The following is a 24,429-nucleotide window of genomic DNA, read 5'->3' on the forward strand; positions in this document are numbered from 1 at the left end:
CCGTAATTCGTTCCTACTTTTTTCCTTCACCCAAAGCTTTAGCCCGGTCCGTAGCCGCCAGCACGGCCCTCATCACCTGTCCGGAAAAACCCGCTTCTTCCAAAGTATGGAGACCGGCAATGGTGGTTCCCCCCGGTGAGGTAACCATATCCCGGAGGACCGCCGGGTGCTCGTTGGTCTCGGCGACCATCCGCGCGCTCCCTAAAACCGTCGCCACCGCCAGTTCCCGGGCCAAAGCCCGCGGCAGTCCGGCCAGGACCCCGCCGTCGATCAAAGCTTCGATAAAGAGGTAGACATAACCGGGTCCGCTGCCCGACAGGCCGGTCACCGCATCCATCAGGCTTTCCGGAACCAGGACCACCTGGCCCAAACTACGGAGGACCTTCTCCGCCCAGTCCTGTTCGGCGGACCCGCTTTGCGCCCCCAGGGCCAGGGCCGTAATCCCCGCCCCGATCAGCGCCGGCGTGTTGGGCATCGCCCGCAGGACCTTGGTTCCGGCGGGGAGGAGGGCTTCCAAAGCCGCCACCTTATAACCGGCCACAATCGACAGGAGCGGCAGGCCTCCCAAATCTAAACCAGCCAGGGCCTCCGGCACCACCTGCGGCTTAACCGCCAGAATCACCCCGTCGGCTTCCTGCTTGTTTAAGGCGGCCAGCATCGCCCGGTTATCGGCAAAGGTTGCCACCCCGAGCTCCGCGAGAAGCTGCCGGCGGGCGGGATCCGGATCGGCCACACAGATTGCGTTTGCCGGATAACCCTGTTTCAACAAGCCCTTGATGATGGCTGTGCCCATCAGGCCGCCGCCAATTAAACCTAACGCACCCAAAGGTCTCCTCCTAACGTTCTAAAAAATCGGTGTTGAAATAGGGGTTGCGCTCCGTCTCGGAACGCAACGGGAAAGAAACCTCCACGTTCAACGGCGTAAAGAGCATAATCGACGAGCTGACTTTCTGCACCCCGCCGTCCAAGGCATAAACCGCCCCGCCGACAAAATCGGTAATCCGGCGGGCCACCGCTTTATCGGTCTCTTCCAGGTTAAGAATCACCGGTCGCTTGTTCTTCAACTGGTTAACGATGGATTGGACATCATCAAAGCTGCGCGGCTCGTAAACAACAAGACGTGTCGTTTTATTGGGGCTGGAGAGGCTGACCACCTTCCCCCGTTCTTTCCCCTGGTTTACTTCCTTCATCCCGGGCACGGGATCGTCATCAACCTCTTCCACTTCAATCTGGGTCTCAAAACCCAGGAGGTTCATCAAACGTTCCAAAAAACTCTTTTTCCCTTCCGCCTCCGCCCATTCTTCATTACCCGGCGTTTTCATCGTTATCCCTCCGTTCCGGCACTAAAGATGGCACTGCCAATCCGTACAATCGTGGCACCTTCTTCAATGGCGACCCCGTAGTCGTTGCTCATCCCCATGGACAGTTCACGCCATTCAGGTCCGGGATGGTAATCCCGCTTGATCTGCTCGAATAGATGGCGTAATTCCCGAAAGACCGGCCGGCTTGTCTCCGGATCTTCGGTGTCAGGAGCCATGGTCATGAGGCCGACCGGCCGCAACCCGGACAGTTTCCGGACCGCGGTATAAAAAGCACCAACTTCCGCCGGGGCGACCCCATGTTTGGTCTGTTCCCTGGACACATTAACCTGGATCAAGACGGGAATCTCCTTGTTCAGCTTCCGGCTGGCCTGGTGGAGCGCTTCCGCCAGGCTCAACCGGTCCAGGGAATGGATCAGATCAAACCCGGCCGCCACCTGACGTGCCTTGTTCGTCTGCAAACTCCCGATAAAATGCCACTTAAATCTATTTTTCAAGTCGCCCAGGACTGCTTGTTTCCTGACCGCCTCCTGGAGACGGTTTTCGCCTATATGTTCCACGCCGAGGCCAATTAGCTCCTTAATGATCAGGGCATCCACATACTTCGTGACCACCACCAAAGTCAGTTCCTCCGGGTGACGACCGGCAACGGTTAGTGCATCGTTGATCCTGGCACGGACTGCGGCAATGTTATCCGCTAACGCCACTAGCTTCACCCCCCGCAGAACATGCTTGCTTTTGAATTACCGGTAATAGACCGCCGTACCCAGGGGAAGCCCTTTCACAATTGCCCACTGCTCATTCATATCCACCACTTCCACCCCGGTGGACCGCTTGTCCCCTTTGACCGCAGTCGTCACGGTCCAGCCGACGTTTTCTTCATAAGCCAGGGCCGGGGTGGGCACCCGGAGCCCCGTCACCGAGCTGTAGATCAGGTAAGCCGAAAAATTACGCCGCTCCAAAAACTCCGGGGCTAAAGTATGTTCCGTAAAATACCAACGGCGGTTGGTATAGTCGGTCGCCAAAAAAGAAAGCTTAAAGCGTTTGCCGTTCACCAGTAAGACCGCTTCTTCCGGCGGCTCCAGATTGACACCCTTCGGCAACTGACAAACCAGCGTCTGGTTATACTCGTTGATCATCTTCGCCCATGGTTCGCCTTCTTTGACCGTCGGATTAAAACCGCGGTTGCCGGTCAACCCCCGCGTCGTCGGGGCTTTTGGCGGGGCGTGCTCCAGGAGGTCAAACCCCTCGCCCCCGTCCAGCCTGGTACTGAAGATGCCGGGTTGGTCCGCGACGACCAGGTGATAGCACGCGCGCCAATTGGCACAGATCTTTTCGGCATTCCGCAACAGTTGATTCCGCATGGCCAGTATTTGGGTTTTACGTTGCGCCAGAAACTGCTCCCTTGCCTTTTCTTCGGCTGAATTTTTGTTGTGCACCGCCAGAAAAGTAAGGTCCTTGTCGATTTGGGCCACTTCTCGATCGAGTTGGTAAAGATGCTGGGCGATCGTCCGCAATGCCAAGCGGTCATCGGCGCCGAGCTTGGACCGGGCTTCCGCGCTCACCAGTTCGGCCACCGCCTCCCCGGCCCGGACCCGGGATCCTTCTTCCACCAGTAAACGGGCTTCACCGCTGAAAGGAGCGGTCAGCACCGCCTCCGACCGCAGCACCAACACGTCCACCCATTGTCCATGCTCGATCGTCCCCCAGTCCACCACCCGGACGCGGGGGAAAAGATAACTGACGCCGGTGTAAACCAACTGGGAAAGGAAGAGAAACAACAGCAAAACTGCGGTGATCAGGAGCGGAAGGCGGCAACGGGGTAAAAATTTCAACAAGCGCGCTAAAAAAGAATCCGGTCGCAAGGTATAACGTTTCAAGAACGATCCCACCTCTGACCTCCCGGTCGTTGGAATTCCCCTTAAAATTATTAAGTTCGGTGATGTTCTACTTTTTTCCTGCTTTCCCCCGCATTCTTTGCATTTATTTCATCACCACCAAAGAAAGCATCCGCCCGGTGGCCTGCTCCCGCCGGAAGGAGTAGAAAGCGGTATGGTGACAGGCGGTGCAAAGCCGGGCATTATCAATCTTTGCCGGAAGTAAACCGCAATTTTCCAGGAATTTTTGGTTGATCAGCGCCAGGTCCAGGGTGGATTCCTGCCGGGACACGGTAAGATCCAACTCGGGCCACTTTTCGGCAAACAGCGCAACCCGTTCCGGCGGCACCCGGTAACAACAGGAACCGATCGCCGGGCCAATCGCCGCGTAACATTCCGCCGGCACACTCCCGTACTCCGCTTCCATGCGGGCGACCGTTTTCCGGACAATCCCGGCCAGCGTCCCTTTCCACCCGGCATGAACCGCCGCGATCACCCGGTGCACCGGATCAACCAGGATCACGGGGACACAATCCGCGTGGATCGTCGCCAGCCCGATCCCCGGCCGGTCGGTGATCATGGCGTCCGCCTCCGGCAACTCCTTGCCAGGCCGGAGCTGCTCAACCTTAAGGACCGTATCCCCGTGGACCTGCTTTACCAGTTGCGTTTGCGCGGGCGAAAGCCCAAAGAGGCCGAGAAAACGCCGCCGGTATTCCGCTTCCGCTTCGGCGTCCGCCGGCACCCCCGGGGCTTGATTGCGGGTGGAAAACCCTTGCTTTAACCAGGGAAAAGCGGCCAGCAACTGCGAACGGCAATACCGGATCCCGTTACTCCCCACCAGTTGCCAGGCCATGCTTTATCCCTCCGTTCGGCACCCAGAGCACCGGGCACTCTTTCCCCAAAGATGCTTGGACATCAATGATCCGCTGGTTGCGCGAACCCCGGAACGGCAGGCGCTGTTCCTTTTCGGCTTCAAGAAACGGGCCGTCAACCAAAAGCGCCGTTATTTTCAGGAGCTCCTTAATGACCGGCGAAGGCATCCGCAAAATCTCTTCCCAGGTATAACCCGTATAGATCATCACGTTCCCCTGCGCCGCACGGGCCTTGCGGGCAAGGGCCAGGGCCCCTTCCGGCTGGGCCAGCGGTTCACCGCCGCTGAGGGTAATGCCCGAGAGCAACGGGTTGTAACGTAACAAACGCCATACTTCATCAACCGAGAGGCGCTGTCCGCCCCGGGGGTCCCAAGTTTCCGGATTGTGGCAACCCGGACAATGGTGGGGACAACCTTGAAAAAAGACGACCGCCCGCAAACCCGGGCCGTCCACCACGCTCTCCGGGACCACTCCGGCAATCTGAATACTTAGCTTCCCGTCGGTCATCCACATTCTCCTCCCTGCACCAGCCTTAACATAATCAAACCACGCCCAACTCATCTTATGCCCAGCTAAAGCCGGCATTCACCCTTTGCTTGCCCCGCCAAGGCATATAGTTATCCCTGTGGTTCTCCACACTTTCCACAGACTTATCCACAAGGGAAAGCAGGAGAAATGGGGATTTTTCGTAGGGTATTCCACAATATCCACAAACCAGTCTACAAAATAATTGTCCATAAATAACCCGATTTTAAGTGGAGTTTATGGAATAATCCACATTTATCCACAATCCGTTCTCCCGGTGGCCTTTTCCTTGCCACCAACCCTCAGCTTCAAGGGTTGTTTTTCCCGGCGCCAACCAGGGGCGGTTCAAAACGTAAACGGGGATTGGCCGCCAACGCCAGGGGCGAAGCCCCCTTCCTCAACCACTGGAAATAACCGCAGGCGGCAATCATGGCCGCATTATCGGTGCAAAGAGATAGCGGCGGGTAGTACAGTTTTACCCCCCGCGCCTCCGCTTCGGCGGCAAAACGCGTCCGCAGCTCTGAATTGGCGGCCACCCCGCCGGAAAGGACCAGGGTCTTCACTTTGGTCGCCGCCAACGCCCGGAAGGCCCGGTCCAGTAAGATCGACACCACTTGCCGCTGGAAACTGGCTGCCACATCGGCTGCGGGGACCGGTTCCCCCTTCTGCTTTAGGTTGTGGACCAGGTTCACCACGGCCGTCTTCAAACCGCTGAAACTGAAGTCATATGTTCCCGCCAGTGCATCGTGCTGAACCAGCATCAATGTAGGTCGGCCGGTTTGCGCCAGACGGTCCAGGTGCGGTCCGCCCGGATACCCCAGGCTAAGAACCCGCGCCACTTTGTCGAAGGCTTCGCCGGCGGCATCGTCCCGCGTTTGGCCTAAAAGTTCGTAGTGCCCATGCTCCGGCATCAACACCAACTGGGTATGGCCACCGGAGACCGTCAAGCAGAGCAAGGGCGGTTCCAAATCCGGATGGGCCAGGAAATTGGCATAGATATGCCCTTCCACATGGTTAACACCCACAAACGGAACTTGCCAGGCGAGGCTCAGCGCCTTGGCCATGGATAAACCGACCAGGAGACCGCCGATTAACCCCGGGCCGTAAGTGGCGGCCACCAAATCAATCTCTTCCGGGGCTACCGCCGCCTGTTCCAGCGCTTCCGCGGTCAGCCGGGAGATCACCTCCAAATGGCAACGGGCGGCCAACTCGGGAACGACCCCGCCAAACTTCTGGTGCTTGTCAATCTGGGACCAGATCAGGTTACTCCGGATCCTTCTCCCGTCTTCCACCACCGCGACGGCGGTTTCATCACAAGAGGTCTCCACCCCTAAACACAACATCACTACTTCCTCCCGTCTTTACAACCGGTTCGTTGATCACAGCGGACCTTTCCACATGATAATCGCGTCTTCCTGGTTGTCCTGGTAATAACCCGGCCGCACGCCGGCTTCGTAAAACCCCAGTTTCCGGTAGAGCTGTTGCGCCACCAGATTGGACGAACGGACTTCCAGCGTAAGAAAGCGCACCCCGCGTTTCTTCCCCTCCGTGATCAGGTGTTCCAAAAGTGCCCGGCCGATCCCCTTCCGGCGGTAAGCCGGGTCCACGGCCAGGTTGGTAATATGGCCTTCATCCAAAATAACCCACATCCCGACATACCCCACCACCTTCGTGGCGGTCTTGGCCACACAATAGTAGGCCCGTTCGTTCTCCAGTAATTCATAGAGAAAAGCCGAGCGGGACCAGGGAACCGGGAAGCATTGCTCTTCAATAGCCAATACCTCCGGCAAATCATCCAGGGTCATCGGCTTAACCTGAAACATCCACCCGGCAACTCCTCTCTTCCCAGCGGACCTCCGCCTCGGTCCGGCGCAAGTATAAAGGCAAAACCGTGTCTAACTGGTTCTCTCCGGTCGCCAGCCATTGGGCCTGCCCCAAACGGGCCACGCAGGCCCCATCAACCACATTCTCTGCCCCGTGCCCAAAGGATGCCCGTTCATTTAAGACCCTGGCCAGTTCAGCCACGTCCTCCGCCAAAACTTCCCCCAGAAACAACACCGGCTCATCCTTCTCCTGCAAAGCAGCCGCCAGCTCCGGCACCGTCCAGATCGCCGGGGGGGCCACCTCCTTAAGCCCCTCCGGGTCCCGCCGGTACAAGCCGGCATAGACTTCTCCCTTCCGGGACCGTGCCAGTGTACAGATAAGCTTGGCGTCGGCCGGTCCATTCAAAGCCAGGGCGTAAAGGGAGGGGACCCCCACTAGGGGGACGCCAAGGCCAAAGGCCAGACCTTTGGCGATGGCCAGCCCGACCCGGACGCCGGTGTAAGAGCCGGGACCGGTGCCAACGGCGATCAGTTCCAGTTCCTTAAGGTCACGACCAGTCCGGGCCAGCGCTTCGTCCAGCAAAGCCGGCAATTGCTCACTACCTCCCGGCCTGATTTTGATCTGTTCGGAGAAGACCACCTGATCTCCCTCGATCATGCCCACGGCGCCGCTCTGGGCGGAAGTATCAATCCCTAACACCCGCAACTCCATTCACATCCCCGTTGTATGTTCTTTATTCAACGCTAACCATAATGAATGATTGATCTCTTGATAACGTTCCCCCTTCGGATGAAAAGAAAGAATCCTTTCCTCCTCCTTTTCGCCCCGGGTAAACTCCACTTCCATATAGGGTCCCGCCCAGATCTCTTTCACCGGGGCGCCCCACTCAATCATAAACGCCGCTTCCTCCTCCATGATCTCTTCCAGGGCCAGCGGGGCCAAATCCTCGGGCCCGGACAGGCGGTATAAATCCAGATGGTAAAGGGGAAGTTCCCCTTCATAGCGGTGGATCAGGGCAAAAGTTGGGCTGGTGGCCGTCTCCGCACTCTCCAGCCCGAGGGTAACGCCGCGCACAAACAAGGTCTTCCCGCTCCCCAAGTCCCCCGATAAAAAAAAGAGGTCCCCCGGTTGCAGGATCCCGCCCAGAACTTTACCGAGTTCCTCTGTCTCCGCCGGGCGCTCCGAACATACGACAAGCTTTCCACCGGCCTCTTTTTTCACCCGCACCGGGCCTTCCCCCTTTAATCTCTTTTGGTTCAAGATTAGCATAACCCTTTTCCAGCGTCAAGCTCCGCGCTTAGTCGGCCAGAACCCGCCGGAGAAAGGTCCGGATCGCCCAGGCCGTGGGCGGACATCCCAAAAGCGCCTCGTCCATGGCGCGTGTACAAGTACCAATCCCGACACCTTCGCCCTTCACCCCGCGAAACCCCTGTCCAATCTTGATCTTTATGTTATGCTGCCGCAATGCTTCCAGTTCCCCCTCTTCGGCCATCCGGTGCAGCGCATGCAGGAGCGAACCATAACAGGCCGAACAAGCATCCCGTTCTTCAACATACCGGGCCAGCTGCTTGGCCCGGCCGGTCAGGTGGAAGCGGCCCGCCTGCTTCGCCTCCGGGTTAACCTCGGTCACCACCGCGCGGGTGAGATCCGTCGTCCCCACCCCCAGCTTCGCCGCCAGCTCCAGGTAGGGAATCTCCGCCACCGTCAGCCCCAACAAGGCAGCGGCGTAGCTGTCGAGCAGCACCGGGTCGGTCCCGGCCAACAACCGGCCCATCGGAACCGGGTTTCCCCCTTCCTCAAAGGTGAGGTCCCCGCAGATGGCATCGACAATGGTGAGGTGGACCGGCAGGACCGCCGCCAACTGGGCAATCGGGCGGTGCAGTCCAAGCCGGTGAAAACGCCGCTTCTCGTGGTCCGGAATGCAACCCTTCAAGTTTTTCAAGGCACAGGTCAGCAGGGTTTGGCAATGGGCTTTTAAAACCGGAAGATTGATTAAGTAGTCCACTCCAAACGGGGCGGCACAGACTGTTAACAGGCCTTCTTCCGTCTCCTTCGTGATGGTGCGGTCTTTTTTTAGATCAAGCAGTTTAACGCCATACCGCGCCGCCAGTTCCCCGTAGCCGCAGACCCGGAACGCCTCCTCCGTCCGGGCCCCCACCCAGGAACTCTCCATAATGACCAAATTGGTAAAGCCTTTTGCCTGAAAGTAGCGGATGATCCCCTCCACGATCTCCGGATGGGTCGTTGCCCCCGACGCCGCGGGCTTGTCCAAGACCAGATTGGGTTTTAACCCTATTGTCGCCCCCGGCCGCAGCGCCGCTTCGGGTTTCAATTCCGCCAGTAACGTTTCGACCATTTCCCTTGGGTTTTCGCCGTACACAACGGTGATTTGGTTTTTGTCCATTCTTTACCCCGCCTGTCGTTCATATTTTGCTGTTTATGTTGAATTTCGTTTTTCCTAAACCGGATTCCTTTATATTTTATAATCTGTATTAAGATGTATTAAAACTATTTCCACTACGCAAAAACGAGACCGCATGGTCTCGTTTTTGGCCACTTTTATCATAATCTACTTTTGTTTCTTTATATCTTGATAGGCCTTTTGCAACGCTGAGGTTTGCATACCGATCTGACCTTGTGTATGGACCACACCATCTACCTGTAAATTATCAAACCATGCTACATATTCACTAGAACCATCCGCAAAGGCATACAAACCAAAATCCAAGGAAGAAACTGGTTCAGCATCGATTTCCCCGACCCATACCTTGTCATCGTTAATTAAAAGCCATACTTCTCGCCAATTTTGTTTTACTTTGAGCTTGTTACTATATTCTTCAATTCTGTTATCAATCTTTTTGATAATCTCTTCATAGTCAAGCAACAAGCCCTCACTGGTAACATTAACAATGTTGGCTTTAATTAGTTGGAAATAAGGATTATAGCCGCTACTAAGATCACCACTCGGCTTAACCTGAAAAATATGAAAATAATTGCCCTTATTTTCACCAGTAAAGTTAAAGACAAAACCATAACCACCGTCATAATCATTGGAATATACATTTGCTTCGATGGTGTAACTAGGTGGTACGGGGTGCGGGGCCATTACACGGGTGGAATAGGACGGTGTTGCCTTTAACCAATATTCGCCTTGGTGATAATTACCTAAATCATCTTGCGCCCAGCCACTAACTGCAAAATCCACATTGCTGTGATCGCCAGTAACGGGATCAATTTTACGAAACGAAGGGTAGAACAAATAATTTTCTTGCTGCGCCCAGATTGTCACCCGGTCACCCTTATTGGCCCGGATCTGCCAAGTTCCTGGTTGACCGAATATCGATGTCGTTGTCCATCGCAAACTACCATTGTTTATTTGGTAATTAATCCTCTAACCCGGCAACCAGAGAACAAGACGACGATGACTGCCAATACAACTAAGGCTAGATTAGGAAAAAATCTTTTAATCATAATCCCCCTCTTTTCTGTTTTACAAAGACTCGATTAAAACAATATTAATAATTTACCGACAGGCACGGACAAAAGCCGCAAACAACCGCTGCGAGTCGGGGCTGGCCAGCCGTTCCGGATGCCATTGAACCCCGACAAGAAATTGGTCACCGGTTCCTTCCAGCCCTTCGATTACGCCGTCATCACTGCGGGCGGTGATGCGCAAATTTGCCGCCGGGTCTTTGACCGCCTGGTGATGGTGGGAGTTGGTCCAGATTTCAGTTGACTCCAGGATCCGCGCGAGCAGTGAACCGGCCGCGATAGTCACCCGGTGGCTGACCTGATCGCCCGGGATCTGCTGGTTATGTTCAAGCAAGGGCCGGTTTGGCCGCTGGGCGTATTGGGCGGGTAAATCCTGGTAGAGTGTTCCGCCGAAGGCCACGTTTAAGACCTGGACACCGCGGCAAATCCCCAACATCGACAAGCCCTCCGCATAGGCTTTGCGAACGAGGAGGAGCTCCCAACGGTCCCGTTCCTGATCGACCGTTCCCAACCGCGGATGAGGTTCTTCGTTGAAGAAAGCCGGATCAATATCTCCGCCGCCGCTGAGAAGCAAGCCTTGACAGAAGCTGTGCAATGGACGATCAAACTCTGCTTGAGCCGGAAGCAGAACCGGGATTCCGCCGGCCTTTTCGATCGCACGGCAGTAAGCACCAGCCAGCATGTATTGGTCGGGAATCTGTTTTCGATCGTGGCGGCAAGTAACCCCGATGACCGGTTTTATATGATGACCTCCTCTCTTTTTTTCATCATATTTCCATTATAATCTATGTTTCGGCTCCCTGTAAAATACTTCGGACAATCCTTTCGAGTTGTCCAGTCGATTTTCTGATTTAACCGAAAAAAAGTTTAAAAAGGGATTTAACACCGCAACCCGAAATAAAATAATGGTAATATGGTAAAAAATCTTCACGTAAACAACATTAAAATTTATGGAGGTTGGAAAATGAAGTTCCTACATAAGCCTAATCTTCGCTTTTTCCTGTTGGTAGTGGTCTTTTCCTTGGTCTTCTTGTGTGCCGCCGTCACCGCCGCCGATAGTCAATCCAGTAAAGATGTGGTGGTCCAATCACCCTCTTCCTCCGGACAAAGTAGTTCAGAACAGTTTTTCCGTTTTTGGTTCGAAATTACACCCCCCAGCCAGAGCAAAAAGGATTTCGAATTCAGGCCACCGTCCTCTCCCCCGAAAGCCCCGAGTGACCCTCAAGAGCTTCGCTACCTTATGCTGGGAAGTATCGACCCGGAGCTGGCTTTGATTATCCGGCTGACGGATAAGGCAAAGGAACGCCGGATTGACCCCAATCGTTTTGCCGATTATCTGGCCGCGCAACAGCTACCTTTCCGGAACTACCTTTCTCTCCATGACCGGATCAACAATCTCGTCCTCGAACTTTGCCTGTATGATCTGGGCAAGGTTTCCCGGAACAACCTCGTTAGTTATATGCAACGCCTCCGGTTTACTTCATACCTGTTATCCTCTGAAGAAAACACTTTCAATTACATAATTGAACTGATCGAAAACAACATCTTCTCAACCACGGAAGCGATCGACAGTTTAATTCTCTTAAAACAAAAAACAACCAGCCGGTGGTAAAATTTAAAGGGATAGCACCGGATTTGTGCTATCCCTTTATTTTTTATTCTTTTCGACAAAGACCAGCTTTGGTTGGCAACCATCGGGGCCCAGCTCCAGCAACCCGTAACTGGGGTTCTCACCTGTATTGTTCCGGCTGAGACTCCCGGGGTTAAAGAGCAGGATCCCTTGTTCGTATTTGATCAGCGGACAGTGGGTATGCCCAAAGACGATCAGATTCGCCCCGCGCTCCTTCCCGGCCAGGAACAGGCGGAGCAGATCCCACTTCACCTGGTACCGGTCCCCATGGGTCAGGAAGAGCCGCTGTCCGCCCACGGTTAACAAGAGTTCGCGGGGGCGCGTGGAAAAAGGATCACAGTTTCCGGCCACCGCCGCCAGGGAATAGCCGGGAAAGTCCTGGGCCAGTTTGGTCTGGTCATTACTCCCGTCCCCGGCATGGAGCAGCAGATCAACCGGACCGGCCGCCTTAACCACTTGGTGTAAGAGTTCGTAATTACCATGGGTGTCACTGACCACTAGAATCCGCACACCATTCCCCCCAACAAACGACGGCAAGCGGCCGCCGTCAGCCGCCGCTTGCACTCTATTTTCGCCATTTTGATTAGCTATTTTAACTCTGCTCCCCCGTTCCCGGAAACTCCCGGAGCAGGTAATCACGGAATTGGCGCATGGCCACCGCCCGGTGGCTGATCCGGTTTTTCTCTTCTTCCGGGAGTTCGGCCATGGTCCGGTCGTATTCCGGCAAGTAGAAAAGGGGGTCATACCCAAAACCGCCTTCCCCCTTGGGCGCCAGGGCGATAAAACCTTCACACGTCCCCTCGGTTGTCCAGGCCACGCCCTCCGGGGAAACGAAAGCCAGCGCACATCGAAAACGGGCTGTTCTTTGCGCCCAGGGGACCCCGGCCAGGAGCGCCAAGAGCTTTTCGTTATTCTTGGCGTCATCGCCGTGCACCCCGGCAAAGCGGGCGGAATAAACGCCGGGCGCGCCGTTTAAGTAATCAACCTCAAGGCCGGAATCATCGGCCAAAGCCCACATTTGGAGGTGTTTTGCCACGAAAGTGGCTTTTTTCAGCGCATTCTCCCGGAAGGTTGTCCCGTCTTCCTCCACTTCCGGTACTTCCGGAAAGTCAGCCAGGGAGGAGATCGCCCAGGGGAGACCGGCCAGGAGCATCTTCAGTTCCTTAAGCTTCCCTTTATTCCTCGAAGCCAGCACGAGTCTTGGCAATGGGCACCCCTCCGATTCTCTGTGCCAAATCACCGAGGACGTTCTTTTGGAAAGCCACCAGTTCACTGATGCCTTTATTCCCCAAACTCAACAAGATTTCAAATTCGTCATGGGAGAAGGGTGCCCCTTCCGCGGTCGCCTGGACTTCCACCAATTGGCCGTTACCCGTCATTACCAGATTCATATCGACCGAAGCGCGTGAATCTTCCTGGTAACAAAGGTCCAAGAGCATTTGGTTATCGACAATCCCCACACTGGTCGCGGCCAAAAAATCATAGAGCGGTAAGGGTTCTTTGTCGTCCTTCGCCACGGCGGCCAGGGCGTCCACCAAAGCAACAAACGCCCCGGTAATCGAGGCCGTCCGTGTCCCCCCCGTCGGCCTGGATGACGTCGCAGTCGATCCAGACTGTTTTCTCTCCCAAGGCGGTCAGATTAACCACCGAGCGCAAAGCCCGGCCGACCAGCCGTTGAATCTCCTGGGAACGCCCGGACGGTTTTCCTTTGGTCACCTCCCGGACGTTTCTTTGGGGTGTTGCCCGGGGAAGCATTGCGTATTCGGCCGTGATCCAACCCTGCCCGCTACCCCGTAACCAGATCGGGACTTTATCTTCAATCGTCGCCGTACAGATCACCTTGGAATTGCCCACTTCGATCAGGACGGACCCTTCGGCGTGCTGGATAAAGTTCCGCGTGATTTTCACCGGTCGCAGTTGGTCTGCTTGTCTTCCGTCAATTCTCTCCATTTTGTCCTCCGTCATTTAATAATCGCGCCAAAATGGCGTCGTTGACTAACCAGGATTCTCTACTAACTATATATAAGCATTTCCCCACTGTCAACTGGCAAACGCCTTGAATTCGCCGATTATTTCAGTTCTGGACTGGCTTTAATGCTTTTTCCAAAAGACAAAAGGAAATATCCGGGTATTCCTTGGCGAGCAAACCCAAAGTGGAAAAAAGATAACGCTCGTCATAATAAAAACGGGGTGCTTGCGGCTTTAAAAGCTCAGGACGGTCCGGCGTCGGCAAGACCCCCGCCAAAATCTGCCTGGTCGCCGGGGAATGAACAAAAACGCCTCCGGTCCCAATAACGGTCTGCAGCCCGGTCAGGTCCTTCCCCTCCTGGAGATAGCAAACCCCTTGGGGCGAATAAACCTGTTCGACCTTGCCCACGTGGCGCTCCGTCGCCCCTTTGACCGCCAGATAGCCAAGGACCGCCTCCAGGCGCTGGTCGGCCGGGCTCTCGGGGAGGTAGGCGGGAGCTTCGGCCCTGGCCCGGACCCGGGCAATCACCTCTTCCACCGGCAGTTCGGCCAGATCGGCAATCAGCTCTGGTGTATACTGTTCAAGCAGCGCCGCCGCACTGACCCGCAGGCCCAAGTCCCCTTCGACCGTCCGTTTTACTTTCGGTTCGGGCAGTCCATGGGTATAGACATAAGGCTTGGTCGGGCGGCCTTCGGCAATGCTGTGGACATCAGTGGTCGCCCCACCCACATCAACCAAGAGGAGATCACCCCAACCCGGCCGGCCGTGGCCCGGGCCGGTCGCCAAGCGTTCCGCCGCAGCCTGGACCGCCGCCGGGGTCGGCATCAGGATCCCGTCGATCTCTCTCTCCACCTCCGCCAAACCCTTGGCGTAGATAATCCGCTCCAAATAAACTTCCCGGATTTTAGCCTGTACCGGTCCGATGTTTAACCGGTTAAGCTCCGGGAGGACATTCGGCACCCGGTAGCAAATCTTCCCCGCCTGCCTGAGGGTGGTTTCCACCTCGGGGGCAACGGTTTTGTTCCCGGCCAGGATCACCGGAGCATCTACGGGGCTCGCCGCGAGGAGGGCGCCATTATGCCGGAGTACCGTCTTGTTTCCGCCGTCCGTTCCTCCGGCCAGAAGGATCAAGTCGGGCTTAAGGGTGAGCAGCTCGTCAAGGTCGGCGGCGGTCAACTCATAGCTGAAACTGCCCACCAGGCGGGCACCCGCCCCGAGGGCTGCCCTTTTGGCCGCTTCCACCGTCAGTTCCGGGACCAATCCGATGGCGACCATCCTTAAGCCGCCCGCTGCGCTGCTGCAGGCCAATCGCCGCGCAAAGGCCAGAGGTCCGACTTCCTTCGTGAGCCGCCGCAACGCCTCCCGGTAGCCGCAGATGAGACCATCGTCCACCGTCGTCAGGGCGCTGGCCGTACCGATGACCGCCGGTTTCGCCAGATCCACCGCGGTCAACTTCGTATAGGTGCTGCCAAAATCGATCAGCAAATAAGGACGCACACCAGTCAACTCCCGTTTTTCTCCGTCACAGGCCTTTCATTGCCCGGCAGGCGTATGGAAGTAAGCAATCAGGCCTTGGCTGATCCCGTCGGTAATTTTATCCTGAAACTCCTCGGTCTTGAGGAGCTTTTCTTCATCCTGATTGGAGACAAAACCCATTTCAAAGATGACGGCGGGCATCTGCGCCTCCCGGGGGAGGACAAAGTCCTTACTGGCCATGATCCCGCGGAAGTGCTGGTTGGTCCGGGCCAGAACGGCCTCGGCCAGGGCTTTGGCCAGAACGGCGCTTTCGCTCCGGTCCGGATGGTGCCATATTTCCAACCCGTGAATTTTCCGGTTATCATGGTTATTGGCATGAATACTGAGCAGAACGGCCCCGCCCGCCCGGTTGGCAATCGCAACCCGGTCATAGAGCCACAGGTACCGGTCATCCTCACGGGTTAAGAGAACTTCAGCCCCGAGCGCCTCCAGCTTTTGCTTGAGGCGGAGCGCCACCACCAGGTTCAATTCTTTCTCCCGCAGGCCGCTCGGGCTGATCGCCCCGGCATCGGCCCCCCCGTGCCCCGGATCGAGAATGATCACCTTCCCGGACAAAGGCGCGTTTTTCACTTCCACCGTGATCTCGCGACGGTCTTGATTCCAAGTGACGCTGTAGTCGTGGCCGCGGGGAATCGCCAGCTCCACTTCCACGGTGGAGGAGTCCTGCTCCCGGAGCTTGAACACAGAGCCGGCCGCGTCCGCCCCCGCCGCGGCCTGCAGGGCGTCGCCCAGTTTGGTCTGGGGGATCCTGATATACAGTTTACCCGTTTTCGGATCATAACGGGGCTCGGCCGGCAACCGGCCGGAACCCTTTAAAACCAAACGGCCCCCGTCGCCGTCCGGATGCCACGTCGCCTCTAGCAGTTCCGTCATGGTCTTGATCAGCAACCGGGCCGGATTCGTTTCGTCAATCCCCACCACACAGTTGCGGGGCTCTTTAATATCCAATACCAGCCTGATGGTCTGCGGATCAAACTGGCTGACCCGGATGCTCTTCACCCATGTCTCATTCCCCGGTACGGTCAAAGCCGGTCCGGTCAGGGTCACATCCCAAAGGTCAATGATCAACCGGTGCGGATTCATGAGGAAATCCACTTTATATTGGACCGGTCCGGACGTTTCAACATAGATCTCCGGTACCGCACTGACCAGTTGAAAGCCGATATCCTTCAAAACGACATTAAAATCAAGGCGTAACCCCCCCCGGCACGCCGGTCCGCCGCTCCAGTTTATACCCGACCAGATATTCCAGATCAAAGACCACCCGTACCGTATTCTTGTCAAAGCGGCTGACCCGTACTCCTTTGACGGGACCATCGACCAACCCGTCGGTGGATAAGGCCGGAGCCAGTTCCAGACCGGTCAGGTCGATCACCAAACGCTCGGGCTCGGACAAAAGAAAAGAATGATAAGTAAAATCACCATTGATTAAAAGGTCATAACTTAATCTCCCCCGGTCGTTCGTCCGGGTCAATCCCAACAGGGTGTTACCTTGCGCCGGCGCCGCCGAAACCGCAGCCGCCGGCCAGGAACGCGGGTTGCCTCCGGTCAAGAGAGAAAAAAGACACAGCAGAACAAGGCTGATGATGTAAACGTTTCTCTTCTGGTCCGTCGATTTTTCCAAATTTAGTCCTCCCGCCAAGCAATGTTCCATGGTATGAATCTTCGACTTCCGGCAAAGCGTTCCTTCCCTGCCGTCCTCAGCGTAGGCAGGAATATGCTGGCAGCGGTTTATTCGACCTTTTCCAGCGGTGCCAGTTCGACCAGGAGCTCTTTGATACCCAGCCCGGGAAAGGCCACCTTCACCTTGGCCCCTTGCCCGGTCCCGTCCACGGTAATAATCGTCCCTTGTCCCCACTTCCGGTGGATCACTTTATCCCCGGGACAGTAGGTGATGGGTTTGTCCGCCCCGGGCGCGGAAGACGTCGGCGCGGCCGGTGTATTCGGCGCGCTCGGCACGGCCGGCGCACCCGGTGCCGTCATCGCGGCCGGTCTAAAGAACCGGCCATACCCGGCCACGGCCGGCGGTTCCTGCTCCGTTCTTTCCCTCCGCTGCAGGAGCGCCGGGGGGATCTCCTGGATAAACCGGGAAGGTACTTGGTACTGAAAGTTACCGTACAAGGTGCGCATCTGCGCATAGGAAAGGTACAAACGCTGGCGGGCGCGGGTCATCCCCACGTAACAAAGGCGCCGTTCTTCCTCCAACTCCGCTTCATCCAGAAGCGAACGGCTGTGGGGAAAGATCCCCTCTTCCATGCCGACCAGAAAGACGACGGGAAACTCCAACCCTTTGGCCGAATGGATCGTCATCAGCGTGATACTCTCTTGCTCCTGGTACTGATCAACATCGGCCACCAGGGCCACGGTCTCGAGGAAAGCGCCCAGCGTCTGGTCGTCGCTCTCCTTTTCGAACCCGGCGGTGATCGAGAGGAATTCGTTCAAGTTCTCCAGCCTGCTCTCGGCTTCCACCGTCCCCTCCTGCTGCAGACTGGCCAGGTAGCCGGATTTATTCAAAACCGCCCTCGTTAAATTGGAGACCGAAAGCGTCTCTTTTAAGGTCAACATCTCCTCCAAAAACGCAGCAAAGCCAGTGAGGGTCTGCGCGGCCCGGCCGGTTATCCCCGGTATTTCCGCGACCCGCCGGAAGGCTTCCATCGTGTTCAACCCCGCGGTATCCATAAAGGAAAAAAACCGTTCGACGGTCGTCTCGCCGATCCCCCGTTTTGGCGTGTTAATCACCCGCCGCAGACTGATCCGGTCATTCGGGTTATAGATCAGCTTGAGGTAGCTGAGCAAATCCCGGATCTCCTTGCGGTCATAGAAACGCAACCCGCCAACCACCTGGTAAGGCAGGCCTTTTTGGATCAATACTTCTTCAAAAACCCGCGACTGCGCATTGGTCCGGTACAAAAAAGCGAAATCGGAATAGCGGTAGCCTTCGGTCCGGACCAATTCCTCCAAGGTGGCCGTCACCAACCAGGCTTCTTCCCTTTCATCGGCAGCCTGGATGAGGGTGACGGGTTCCCCTTCCTCATTCTCGGTCCAAAGGGTCTTCGTCTTCCGGGAATGGTTGTTGCGGATCACTTCATTGGCGACCCGCAAAATGTTCTGTGTCGAGCGGTAGTTCTGTTCAAGCTTGACGACTTTGACCTCGGGATAATCCTTTTCAAAATCGAGAATGTTCCGGATATCCGCATTGCGAAACCCGTAAATGGACTGGTCGTCGTCGCCAACCACGCAAAGATTGCGGTACTTGTCCGCCAGTAAGCGCACTAAAACATACTGGGCGTAGTTGGTATCCTGGTACTCGTCGATCAGGATGTACCGGAACCGTTCCTGGTATTTCGCGAGCACCTCCGGGCATTCCCGGAACAGGCGGATCGTCAAGCCAATCAGATCGTCAAAGTCCACCGCCCCGTTGTCGACCAGTTTCTTTTGGTAAAGCGGGTACACTTTCTTAACCAGGCTGGCCCAGAAATCAACCGCATCGGCCGCATATTCCTCGGGCCCGACCAGTTCATTCTTGGCCCGGGAGATGGTGGCGAGGACCGCCCTTGGGTTACAGGTCTTCTCGCTTATGTTCAGCTCCTGCAAGGCTTCCCGTACCACAATTAACTGGTCTTGTGTATCATAGATGACAAAGTTGGACGCCACTCCGATCGCGGCCCCGTCCCGCCGTAAAATCCGGACACAGGCCGCATGAAAGGTCATAAGCCAAATCTGTTCCGCCTGCGGGCCAATGAGCTGTATAACCCGCTCCTTCATCTCCTGGGCCGCCTTATTCGTAAAGGTCACCGCCAGGATCCGCCCGGGGTCGACCCCGTTCTTTAAGAGCTGGGCGATGCGGTAGGTCAGCACCCGTGTCTTTCCACTGCCCGCACCCGCCAAAATCAAAAGCGGTCCTTCAGTATGGCAGACCGCTTCCCGTTGCGCCGGATTGAGTTCATTCTTCCATAATTCCAATCTGCTTAGCCCCCATCAATGTACTTACTGCTGCAAAAACCACCTCTATTTAAAAGCTAATCTACCATACAAAACTTTCCTCTGTCAAGCAAAAGTGACGGAAGCTTCCGGTCCAAAGCCCTTCGCTTCCAAGAAAAAAGGCCGTTATAGTTAACGGCCTGTTTTGGCAAATCATACGTATGTAGCTTTCGAACTTAGTTGGCGGGTACAAAACCGAAGACGATGCCGGCCACACCCAAAATCAACGCAACAATACCAATGGTCTTGTTGGATTTGGTCTGTTTCTCAACAGCGTCCAGTCTTGCCCCTTGCTCTTCAACCTTGGTTTCGAGGGCGGCGACCCTGTTCGCCAGCAAGGAAACGTTGACGTCACTGCGTGCATCTAATTCGTTCCGCAATTCGTATTCGAGTTCCCACAATGCATCATAGATGGCGTCAATATCGGCAGCAGTGGCCACTTGCTCTTCCTCTAAAGCCCGGCGAATCAGTTCTTTGGCCTGAGCTTCGGTCAGAGCGACCCGTCCGCCATTCTCCGGTAGAGTAGCGCTGCCATACATCTGGCTTTCCAGGTACTTCAAAATGCGAGCGGTCAACTCAACCATTTCGTAACGGGTTGCGTACCTTTCGCCTTTGAAAGTGCCGTCGGGGTAGCCTTTTAACAAACCGGCGTTGTACAACAACATGAAGTTGTCGTATGCCCAGTGGGTCGCTTTCGGCATGTCTTCAAAGGCACCCATCGCTACTGGAACGACCGAGAACAGCATCGCAAGCGAAACTAAGACGACCAAAACTTTTCTCATTCTAATCCTCCTTCTTTATAAATTTTTGAGCCAAGGAGAACTGGAGATTTTATAAGGAACGCTTCATCCCCCAACCTCCTGAAACACAAGGATGGCTCTTATACCATATTATTCTCTTTCCTGGATCAAATTCCTCCCTTTTCTACTAGATAATTTCATCATTAATTATCGTTGGAAACAGGGAGTTGTCAATCATATTCTATTCCTTAAAACCTTCCCCTAATACCTCATGGACGTTCGTAATGATCACAAAAGCGTTGGGGTCTTCCTCTTTCACCAGGCGTTTCAGCCGCATTTCTTCCGTCCGCCCAATCACACAGAGGAGAACCTCGCGGTGCTTCCCCGAATAAATGCCCCGCCCGGCCAGACCGGTTACCCCCCGGTTCAGTTCATTTAACACCCGTTGGGCGATCTGTTCCGACCGGTCGGAGATGATGTAAACCCCTTTTGAATAGTTAAACCCGTCTAACACTCCATCAATAATTTTACCCGAAACCACAATTGAGATCAATGCGTAGAGCATCAGATCCACCGACTTAAAGACCAAACCGGCCATGGCGATGACCAGGCCGTCGAGGAGCAAGACCGCTTGCCCCATAGACAAAGCGGAGAAATGGGCAAGCAGTTTCGCGGCCAGATCGGTCCCGCCGGTGGTGCCATGGTAGCGTAAGGTAACCCCGACGCCCGCCCCGGCCAAAACGCCCCCCCACAAGGCGCCCAGCAATGGATCGAGGGTCAACGGATGCACCAAAGCCCCCCAATACTCAACCACCGCCGCCAGCAAAACGGTGCCGAAGACGGTCTTCATCCCGATCGCGGGGCCGAAAACAAGAAGGCAAGCCAGAAAGAGCGGGATATTCACCAGCAGAATGACAGCCCCCACCGGCCACTGGAACAGGTAATACAGGATGGTGGCCACCCCGCTGACCCCGCCCGCGGCAATTTTGTTGGGGATTAAAAACCAAACCAGACCAAGGGCGGTTAGATTAACCCCCAGAAAAACCCCGAGATAATCAATGAACTCTCTTTTGAGGCGGCCGCCGTTCCCCTTTCCCTTTGCCATCTATGCTCCTCCTCACCAATCCTTCTTGTTGTTAAGTTGTTCCGCCCGGACCATACGGATAAAAGCGGGTAAGACCGTTATCCGCCGCCACCGGGCCGGTTCCCGCCACACCCGGTAGGCCCATTCCAGGCCGAGATTTCTGAGCAGAACCGGTGCCCGTTTACTCCGGCCCGCCCAAAGATCAAGCAGTCCCCCAACGCCAATCCCCACCGCAACCTGCAGGGCGGACCAGTACTGATGAAGCCAGACCTCCTGGCGGGGTACGCCCATCCCGACCAGGAGCAGGTCGGCACGGGCCTGATTAATCAAGCCCACGACCTTTGCGTTCTCTTCCGGGGCAAAGAAGCCATGGTGGACCCCGGCCACTGCAATTCCGGGCCAACGCTGCTCAATTTTGGCCGCCGCCCTTTCCCCAACACCCGGTTCACCACCGAGTAAGAACAGCCGTCGCCGGCGGGGTTGCTCCCGCGCAAGCAGCGTTTCAACCAGGTCAACCCCGGTCACCCGCCTTTGCCGGCGCCAACCCTGCCGCCGCAACGCCCAGACAATGCCAATCCCGTCGGGGACCACAAGGCCCGCCCCGTGGATCGCCTTTCCTAGCTCAGGATGGTTTAATGCCGCCATCACCATCTCCGGGTTCAGCGTCACCACCCTTAGACGTTCACCGGTGGCGAGGGCCGATGATAAACGGTCGACCACTGTTCCCAACGGAAGAGGATCGACCGGAAAGCCCAATACCTCTACGCGTACTCGCGCGCCAGTACCGCCTGCACCTGGTTGATAAACCACTGCCGATCCTCCTCTCCTTTTTGCTCCATGAGGGCCGCTTGCCGCCGGACCTTCTCCCCGGCGGAAACCGGATCCGCAATAATCTTTTTGATCACGGTGCAGACCCCCATAAGGAAGGAAGGGTCCTCCCACGTCCAGCAAGTCCAAGCCATCTGGTGGCAAAAAGCGTGGAGCTTCGGGTCCGCCCCAAGCCCAATCCCGGGGATACGGCCACGGGCGGCCAGCAACAGTCCGTGCAAACGCTCACTCAGCACTACAGTCAACTCGCCAGATAAGGCAAAGAAAGCATCCGGGTCCCGGATACACCAGGGCGCCGCGAGCCCAAGCTTGTCGGCAAGCCGGTGGGCCTCCGGTTCATCCGCGAGGGACAAAGTAATAAGCTGTAGATTGCCGAAAAGGGATGTCAATGTCTTGAGCAGATGCCTTTTTTCCCTGTTTTCTTCGGCGCGGAGGATATAGCCGATCACCGGCTTTCGCTGCCTTGGCGTAACATCGGCCGACCGCGGCGGAGGGAACGGATAGTCCCATAAAGGATCAACCCCCAGGTAAAGCTGGGGTGTGTCGACCTCCATCGCCGCTAGCGTCAGCAAGGACCTTTGGTCCCGGCAGCCGATGGCCGCCGCCAAATTCAAACCCGAACGGGCCACTTTCCATCCCCAAGCAGACAAGGGGCCGATCCCCTGACCGGCCAAAATAATCGCCACTCCCCGCCAATGGGCCAAGCGCAAAAGAGCCAGATAATAAAGGAGACTCCGCTTGCTGGTTACATCCTGGAAGATACTCCCGCCGCCCCCCACCAGCAGATCCCCGGGGGCCATCATCCGTCCCAGTCGCCAGAGATTCCAACGGTTCGCCACCGTAAAAGGAACGCTGCCGTCCTCGGCCTTGAGGTGCTTATTCTGGGTCAACACGACCAGCTCAAAACCGGGAAAATAACGGCGAAAGATCCGCACGTAATAATTGCATAAAAGTTCGTCCCCAAGGTTACCAAAGCCATAATAGCCAAAGAGAAAGATCCTCGGCATCAAATCCCCCCAACGCTCCCGGCGGCCGCAGTCGGCCGCTTCCGGCGGCGCTCGGCCGTCCGCAACTGCCCCCGGCCGCCCGCTAAACAGGAGCCTCCCCTTCTCCGGTGCCGAACACACCGGCGACCACCGGTTCCGGTTCGTTCCGCCCGGCGGTGACCAGGGCATAGGCAAACCAGAATAAAAAAGAGCCGAGCGGAACCGCCCAAATGCTCTCGGCAAGACCGGCGACCAGTTGACCACCGAAGGCGGCTGTTATTCCCCGCCGCAGCCGGTCATCCCGGCTGGCGCTTTCCGGGCGACGGGCGGCCTTCCGGAACCGCACAAGCAACCAGCCAAAAAGCAGGAAAGCGGGTATCCCTTTCTCCGCCGCGATCTGGAGGTAGTGGTTATGGGCGTGGTCAACCCGCAGGGGCCGTAAAGCCGCCCGGAGCTCATCTTCGCCGCCTCCCGTCAGGGGATATTTCTGCACCAGCCGCCAGGTTTCCTGCCAAACCGCAAAACGATAACCCACCGTCCCACTGGCCAAAGGGTTGTGCCCAATCCGCCCCGCCACCGACGGAAAGAGGCCAAGCAGAATGAGGATAATCGCAACCAAACGACGGCGGTTCACCTGCTCCCGGGGCCCCCAGTAAGCAAAGAGAGCGACGAGGGCGGCCACCCAGGCGGTACGGGCGTAGGTAAAAAGCAAAGCCGCCGCTGTCAAGCCGGTTAGCGCAATTTTTCTTCTGTCTTCTTCCGCACCGGCCAGAAAAAGGGGAAGCAGGAAAGCCAGGAACAACCCGGTAAGGTTGGGGTTGTGCCAAAGGCCGGTCACCCGGAAGGGCACGACAGCCCGCTCCGCCGGGGCAACCCACCCCCGCGGGAAAGGAGGGGCGGCCGCGGCTTGTACCAAGGTCATCACGCCCATGATCAAACCGATTATTTCCATGGCCAGCAGCCACCGCCGGTCCTGGCGGCCGTAAAGGCCGGCGGCGAACCCGGCTCCGGCCACGAGACACTCTTCGCCCCAGGTCCACAACGAAGCAGGAAAACCGGGCGCACAAATGGCGGAAAAAAAAAGACCAGCCTAACCAGAGGTAAAGCGGTCTTGTCTGTTCCCTGAGTAATAAGCAGGATGAAGAAAGAACAAAACCCGGGAAGAAAAAAAGATAAGGCAACGAATCCTGCGGCCGCAGAAGCACCAAAAGGAAAGTGAAAAAGAAGAGCCGGGGCCAATGGGCCAAAACCCGCTGCTTGACCCTGCTCACTCTTTAACCACTACTATCCGGTTGATGGTACCGGTAAATTCCAGATAAAAGGTGTGGAACTTCCGTTGTTGCCCGGCCCGGACGGTCTCCCGCCCGAAAAAGATCCCTTCCCGCGCCACGATCTTCCCCTCCCGTTCCAAAACTAAAACCAGATTCTGTACGGACCAACCGCTTGGTGGAATCGCTTCCCCCAATGCCCGCTCCGCCGGAACGGCATCGACGTTGGTGGTCTTCTTGATGATCTTCCCCATAAATTCACCGGTTGTCCCGTCCTTGACCCACTGGCCGACGGCAAGCTGCGCGGCCTGCTCGGCCGCCAGATTAGCCACCACCTCCAGCCGGACCGTGTGCACCGTTTTCGGGTCAACCCGGGGCCAGCTTTGGACCACCGTCCGCCCGATCAGAACCAGCAGGGCCAGCCCTATCAGCACATCCAGCCAGTGGAGCCCCCCGCTGCGGCCGTCCCGGTCTTTGTTGCCCGTCAAATCTTTCCCA

At 56.5% G+C, this 24,429-nt stretch carries 26 protein-coding genes and 1 pseudogene; 1 reads left to right on the top strand and 26 read right to left on the bottom strand.

From position 1 onward, the window contains the following. Positions 1-13: 13 nt before the first annotated feature. From proC to G5B42_RS03635, 13 genes are all read right to left on the bottom strand, one after another. A complete protein-coding gene (gene proC, locus G5B42_RS03575; protein WP_231133208.1) occupies positions 14-826 on the bottom strand; it encodes a pyrroline-5-carboxylate reductase in 813 nt (270 codons plus the stop codon). Between the two features lie 10 nt (positions 827-836). After that, positions 837-1,322 carry a cell division protein SepF gene (locus G5B42_RS03580; protein WP_181339081.1) on the bottom strand — a complete coding sequence of 162 codons (486 nt, stop codon included), beginning with the start codon at positions 1,320-1,322 and terminating at the stop codon, positions 837-839. 2 nt (positions 1,323-1,324) lie between these two features. Next, a complete protein-coding gene (locus G5B42_RS03585) occupies positions 1,325-2,026 on the bottom strand; it encodes a YggS family pyridoxal phosphate-dependent enzyme (protein WP_331274027.1) in 702 nt (233 codons plus the stop codon). A 36-nt stretch (positions 2,027-2,062) separates the two neighbouring features. Further along, positions 2,063-3,199, bottom strand: coding sequence for an HlyD family efflux transporter periplasmic adaptor subunit (locus G5B42_RS03590; protein WP_181339082.1), 1,137 nt, complete (start codon positions 3,197-3,199; stop codon positions 2,063-2,065). 103 nt (positions 3,200-3,302) lie between these two features. Continuing rightward, positions 3,303-4,049, bottom strand: coding sequence for a peptidoglycan editing factor PgeF (pgeF, locus tag G5B42_RS03595; protein ID WP_181339083.1), 747 nt, complete (start codon positions 4,047-4,049; stop codon positions 3,303-3,305). Continuing rightward, a complete protein-coding gene (gene nrdG / locus G5B42_RS03600) occupies positions 4,024-4,575 on the bottom strand; it encodes an anaerobic ribonucleoside-triphosphate reductase activating protein (protein WP_181339084.1) in 552 nt (183 codons plus the stop codon). Before nrdG ends, pgeF begins: the two co-directional genes overlap by 26 nt. A 326-nt stretch (positions 4,576-4,901) precedes the next feature. Next, entirely contained in the window at positions 4,902-5,936 is a 1,035-nt protein-coding gene (tsaD, locus tag G5B42_RS03605) for a tRNA (adenosine(37)-N6)-threonylcarbamoyltransferase complex transferase subunit TsaD (protein ID WP_181339085.1), read from the bottom strand. A 36-nt stretch (positions 5,937-5,972) separates the two neighbouring features. Further along, positions 5,973-6,416, bottom strand: coding sequence for a ribosomal protein S18-alanine N-acetyltransferase (gene rimI, locus G5B42_RS03610; RefSeq protein ID WP_181339086.1), 444 nt, complete (start codon positions 6,414-6,416; stop codon positions 5,973-5,975). Continuing rightward, on the bottom strand, positions 6,403-7,128 hold the full coding sequence (tsaB, locus tag G5B42_RS03615) for a tRNA (adenosine(37)-N6)-threonylcarbamoyltransferase complex dimerization subunit type 1 TsaB (RefSeq protein WP_181339087.1): 726 nt from the start codon (positions 7,126-7,128) through the stop codon (positions 6,403-6,405). Before tsaB ends, rimI begins: the two co-directional genes overlap by 14 nt. Next, on the bottom strand, positions 7,129-7,644 hold the full coding sequence (gene tsaE, locus G5B42_RS03620) for a tRNA (adenosine(37)-N6)-threonylcarbamoyltransferase complex ATPase subunit type 1 TsaE (protein WP_181339088.1): 516 nt from the start codon (positions 7,642-7,644) through the stop codon (positions 7,129-7,131). Between the two features lie 70 nt (positions 7,645-7,714). Continuing rightward, positions 7,715-8,821 carry a DUF362 domain-containing protein gene (locus G5B42_RS03625; protein ID WP_181339089.1) on the bottom strand — a complete coding sequence of 369 codons (1,107 nt, stop codon included), beginning with the start codon at positions 8,819-8,821 and terminating at the stop codon, positions 7,715-7,717. Between the two features lie 165 nt (positions 8,822-8,986). Beyond that, complete coding sequence (locus tag G5B42_RS03630) at positions 8,987-9,778, bottom strand: hypothetical protein (protein ID WP_231133210.1); 792 nt, start codon at positions 9,776-9,778, stop codon at positions 8,987-8,989. Positions 9,779-9,940: 162 nt separating this feature from the next. Further along, positions 9,941-10,651 carry a gamma-glutamyl-gamma-aminobutyrate hydrolase family protein gene (locus tag G5B42_RS03635; protein WP_181339130.1) on the bottom strand — a complete coding sequence of 237 codons (711 nt, stop codon included), beginning with the start codon at positions 10,649-10,651 and terminating at the stop codon, positions 9,941-9,943. 222 nt (positions 10,652-10,873) lie between these two features. Here G5B42_RS03635 and G5B42_RS03640 point away from each other — a divergent pair, with 222 nt between their 5' ends. After that, positions 10,874-11,521: a hypothetical protein gene (locus tag G5B42_RS03640; protein ID WP_181339091.1), complete on the top strand. Its 648-nt coding sequence runs from the start codon at positions 10,874-10,876 to the stop codon at positions 11,519-11,521. Between the two features lie 36 nt (positions 11,522-11,557). Here the strand turns inward: G5B42_RS03640 and G5B42_RS03645 are convergent, their stop codons facing one another. The 13 genes and pseudogenes from G5B42_RS03645 to G5B42_RS03705 all read right to left on the bottom strand — a co-directional run bounded on the left by G5B42_RS03645 (position 11,558) and on the right by G5B42_RS03705 (position 24,419). Continuing rightward, positions 11,558-12,103 carry a metallophosphoesterase gene (locus tag G5B42_RS03645; protein ID WP_331274028.1) on the bottom strand — a complete coding sequence of 182 codons (546 nt, stop codon included), beginning with the start codon at positions 12,101-12,103 and terminating at the stop codon, positions 11,558-11,560. Between the two features lie 28 nt (positions 12,104-12,131). After that, a complete protein-coding gene (locus tag G5B42_RS03650) occupies positions 12,132-12,746 on the bottom strand; it encodes an XTP/dITP diphosphatase (protein ID WP_181339093.1) in 615 nt (204 codons plus the stop codon). Next, positions 12,715-13,489 (bottom strand): annotated as a pseudogene (gene rph, locus G5B42_RS03655) (ribonuclease PH). The gene G5B42_RS03650 and the pseudogene rph overlap by 32 nt, the downstream one beginning before the upstream one ends. Positions 13,490-13,613: 124 nt before the next feature. Then, a complete protein-coding gene (glmL, locus tag G5B42_RS03660; protein WP_181339094.1) occupies positions 13,614-15,005 on the bottom strand; it encodes a methylaspartate mutase accessory protein GlmL in 1,392 nt (463 codons plus the stop codon). A 36-nt stretch (positions 15,006-15,041) separates the two neighbouring features. Continuing rightward, positions 15,042-16,217: an N-acetylmuramoyl-L-alanine amidase gene (locus tag G5B42_RS03665; protein WP_231133212.1), complete on the bottom strand. Its 1,176-nt coding sequence runs from the start codon at positions 16,215-16,217 to the stop codon at positions 15,042-15,044. Between the two features lie 13 nt (positions 16,218-16,230). Further along, positions 16,231-16,668 (bottom strand): AMIN domain-containing protein, encoded by a 438-nt coding sequence (locus G5B42_RS03670; RefSeq protein ID WP_181339096.1) that lies wholly within the window; start codon positions 16,666-16,668, stop codon positions 16,231-16,233. A 107-nt stretch (positions 16,669-16,775) separates the two neighbouring features. Continuing rightward, positions 16,776-19,007, bottom strand: a complete 2,232-nt coding sequence (gene pcrA, locus G5B42_RS03675) for a DNA helicase PcrA (RefSeq protein WP_181339097.1) — start codon at positions 19,005-19,007, stop codon at positions 16,776-16,778. 194 nt (positions 19,008-19,201) lie between these two features. Further along, positions 19,202-19,807 (bottom strand): S-layer homology domain-containing protein, encoded by a 606-nt coding sequence (locus tag G5B42_RS03680; RefSeq protein WP_181339098.1) that lies wholly within the window; start codon positions 19,805-19,807, stop codon positions 19,202-19,204. A gap of 199 nt (positions 19,808-20,006) precedes the next feature. Continuing rightward, entirely contained in the window at positions 20,007-20,870 is an 864-nt protein-coding gene (locus G5B42_RS03685) for a YitT family protein (RefSeq protein ID WP_181339099.1), read from the bottom strand. Positions 20,871-20,882: 12 nt separating this feature from the next. Beyond that, positions 20,883-21,659, bottom strand: a complete 777-nt coding sequence (locus tag G5B42_RS03690; protein ID WP_181339100.1) for a WecB/TagA/CpsF family glycosyltransferase — start codon at positions 21,657-21,659, stop codon at positions 20,883-20,885. After that, on the bottom strand, positions 21,611-22,804 hold the full coding sequence (locus G5B42_RS03695; RefSeq protein ID WP_181339101.1) for a polysaccharide pyruvyl transferase family protein: 1,194 nt from the start codon (positions 22,802-22,804) through the stop codon (positions 21,611-21,613). The genes G5B42_RS03690 and G5B42_RS03695 overlap by 49 nt, the downstream gene beginning before the upstream one ends. After that, positions 22,767-23,678, bottom strand: a complete 912-nt coding sequence (locus G5B42_RS03700; protein ID WP_181339102.1) for an O-antigen ligase family protein — start codon at positions 23,676-23,678, stop codon at positions 22,767-22,769. The genes G5B42_RS03695 and G5B42_RS03700 overlap by 38 nt, the downstream gene beginning before the upstream one ends. Positions 23,679-23,930: 252 nt before the next feature. Next, positions 23,931-24,419 carry a DUF4330 family protein gene (locus G5B42_RS03705; protein WP_181339103.1) on the bottom strand — a complete coding sequence of 163 codons (489 nt, stop codon included), beginning with the start codon at positions 24,417-24,419 and terminating at the stop codon, positions 23,931-23,933. Between the last annotated feature and the right edge of the window lie 10 nt (positions 24,420-24,429).

It is taken from the genome of Capillibacterium thermochitinicola, from assembly GCF_013664685.1.
Lineage (GTDB): Bacteria > Bacillota > UBA4882 > UBA10575 > UBA10575 > Capillibacterium > Capillibacterium thermochitinicola.

Coding starts and splice junctions, on each gene's coding strand:
- G5B42_RS03580 (WP_181339081.1), bottom strand. CDS start 1,322: ATGAAAACGCCGGGTAATGAAGAATGGGCGGAGGCGGAAGGGAAAAAG.
- pgeF (WP_181339083.1), bottom strand. CDS start 4,049: ATGGCCTGGCAACTGGTGGGGAGTAACGGGATCCGGTATTGCCGTTCG.
- nrdG (WP_181339084.1), bottom strand. CDS start 4,575: ATGACCGACGGGAAGCTAAGTATTCAGATTGCCGGAGTGGTCCCGGAG.
- tsaD (WP_181339085.1), bottom strand. CDS start 5,936: ATGTTGTGTTTAGGGGTGGAGACCTCTTGTGATGAAACCGCCGTCGCG.
- rimI (WP_181339086.1), bottom strand. CDS start 6,416: ATGTTTCAGGTTAAGCCGATGACCCTGGATGATTTGCCGGAGGTATTG.
- tsaB (WP_181339087.1), bottom strand. CDS start 7,128: ATGGAGTTGCGGGTGTTAGGGATTGATACTTCCGCCCAGAGCGGCGCC.
- G5B42_RS03625 (WP_181339089.1), bottom strand. CDS start 8,821: ATGGACAAAAACCAAATCACCGTTGTGTACGGCGAAAACCCAAGGGAA.
- G5B42_RS03640 (WP_181339091.1), top strand. CDS start 10,874: ATGAAGTTCCTACATAAGCCTAATCTTCGCTTTTTCCTGTTGGTAGTG.
- G5B42_RS03680 (WP_181339098.1), bottom strand. CDS start 19,807: ATGAGAAAAGTTTTGGTCGTCTTAGTTTCGCTTGCGATGCTGTTCTCG.
- G5B42_RS03685 (WP_181339099.1), bottom strand. CDS start 20,870: ATGGCAAAGGGAAAGGGGAACGGCGGCCGCCTCAAAAGAGAGTTCATT.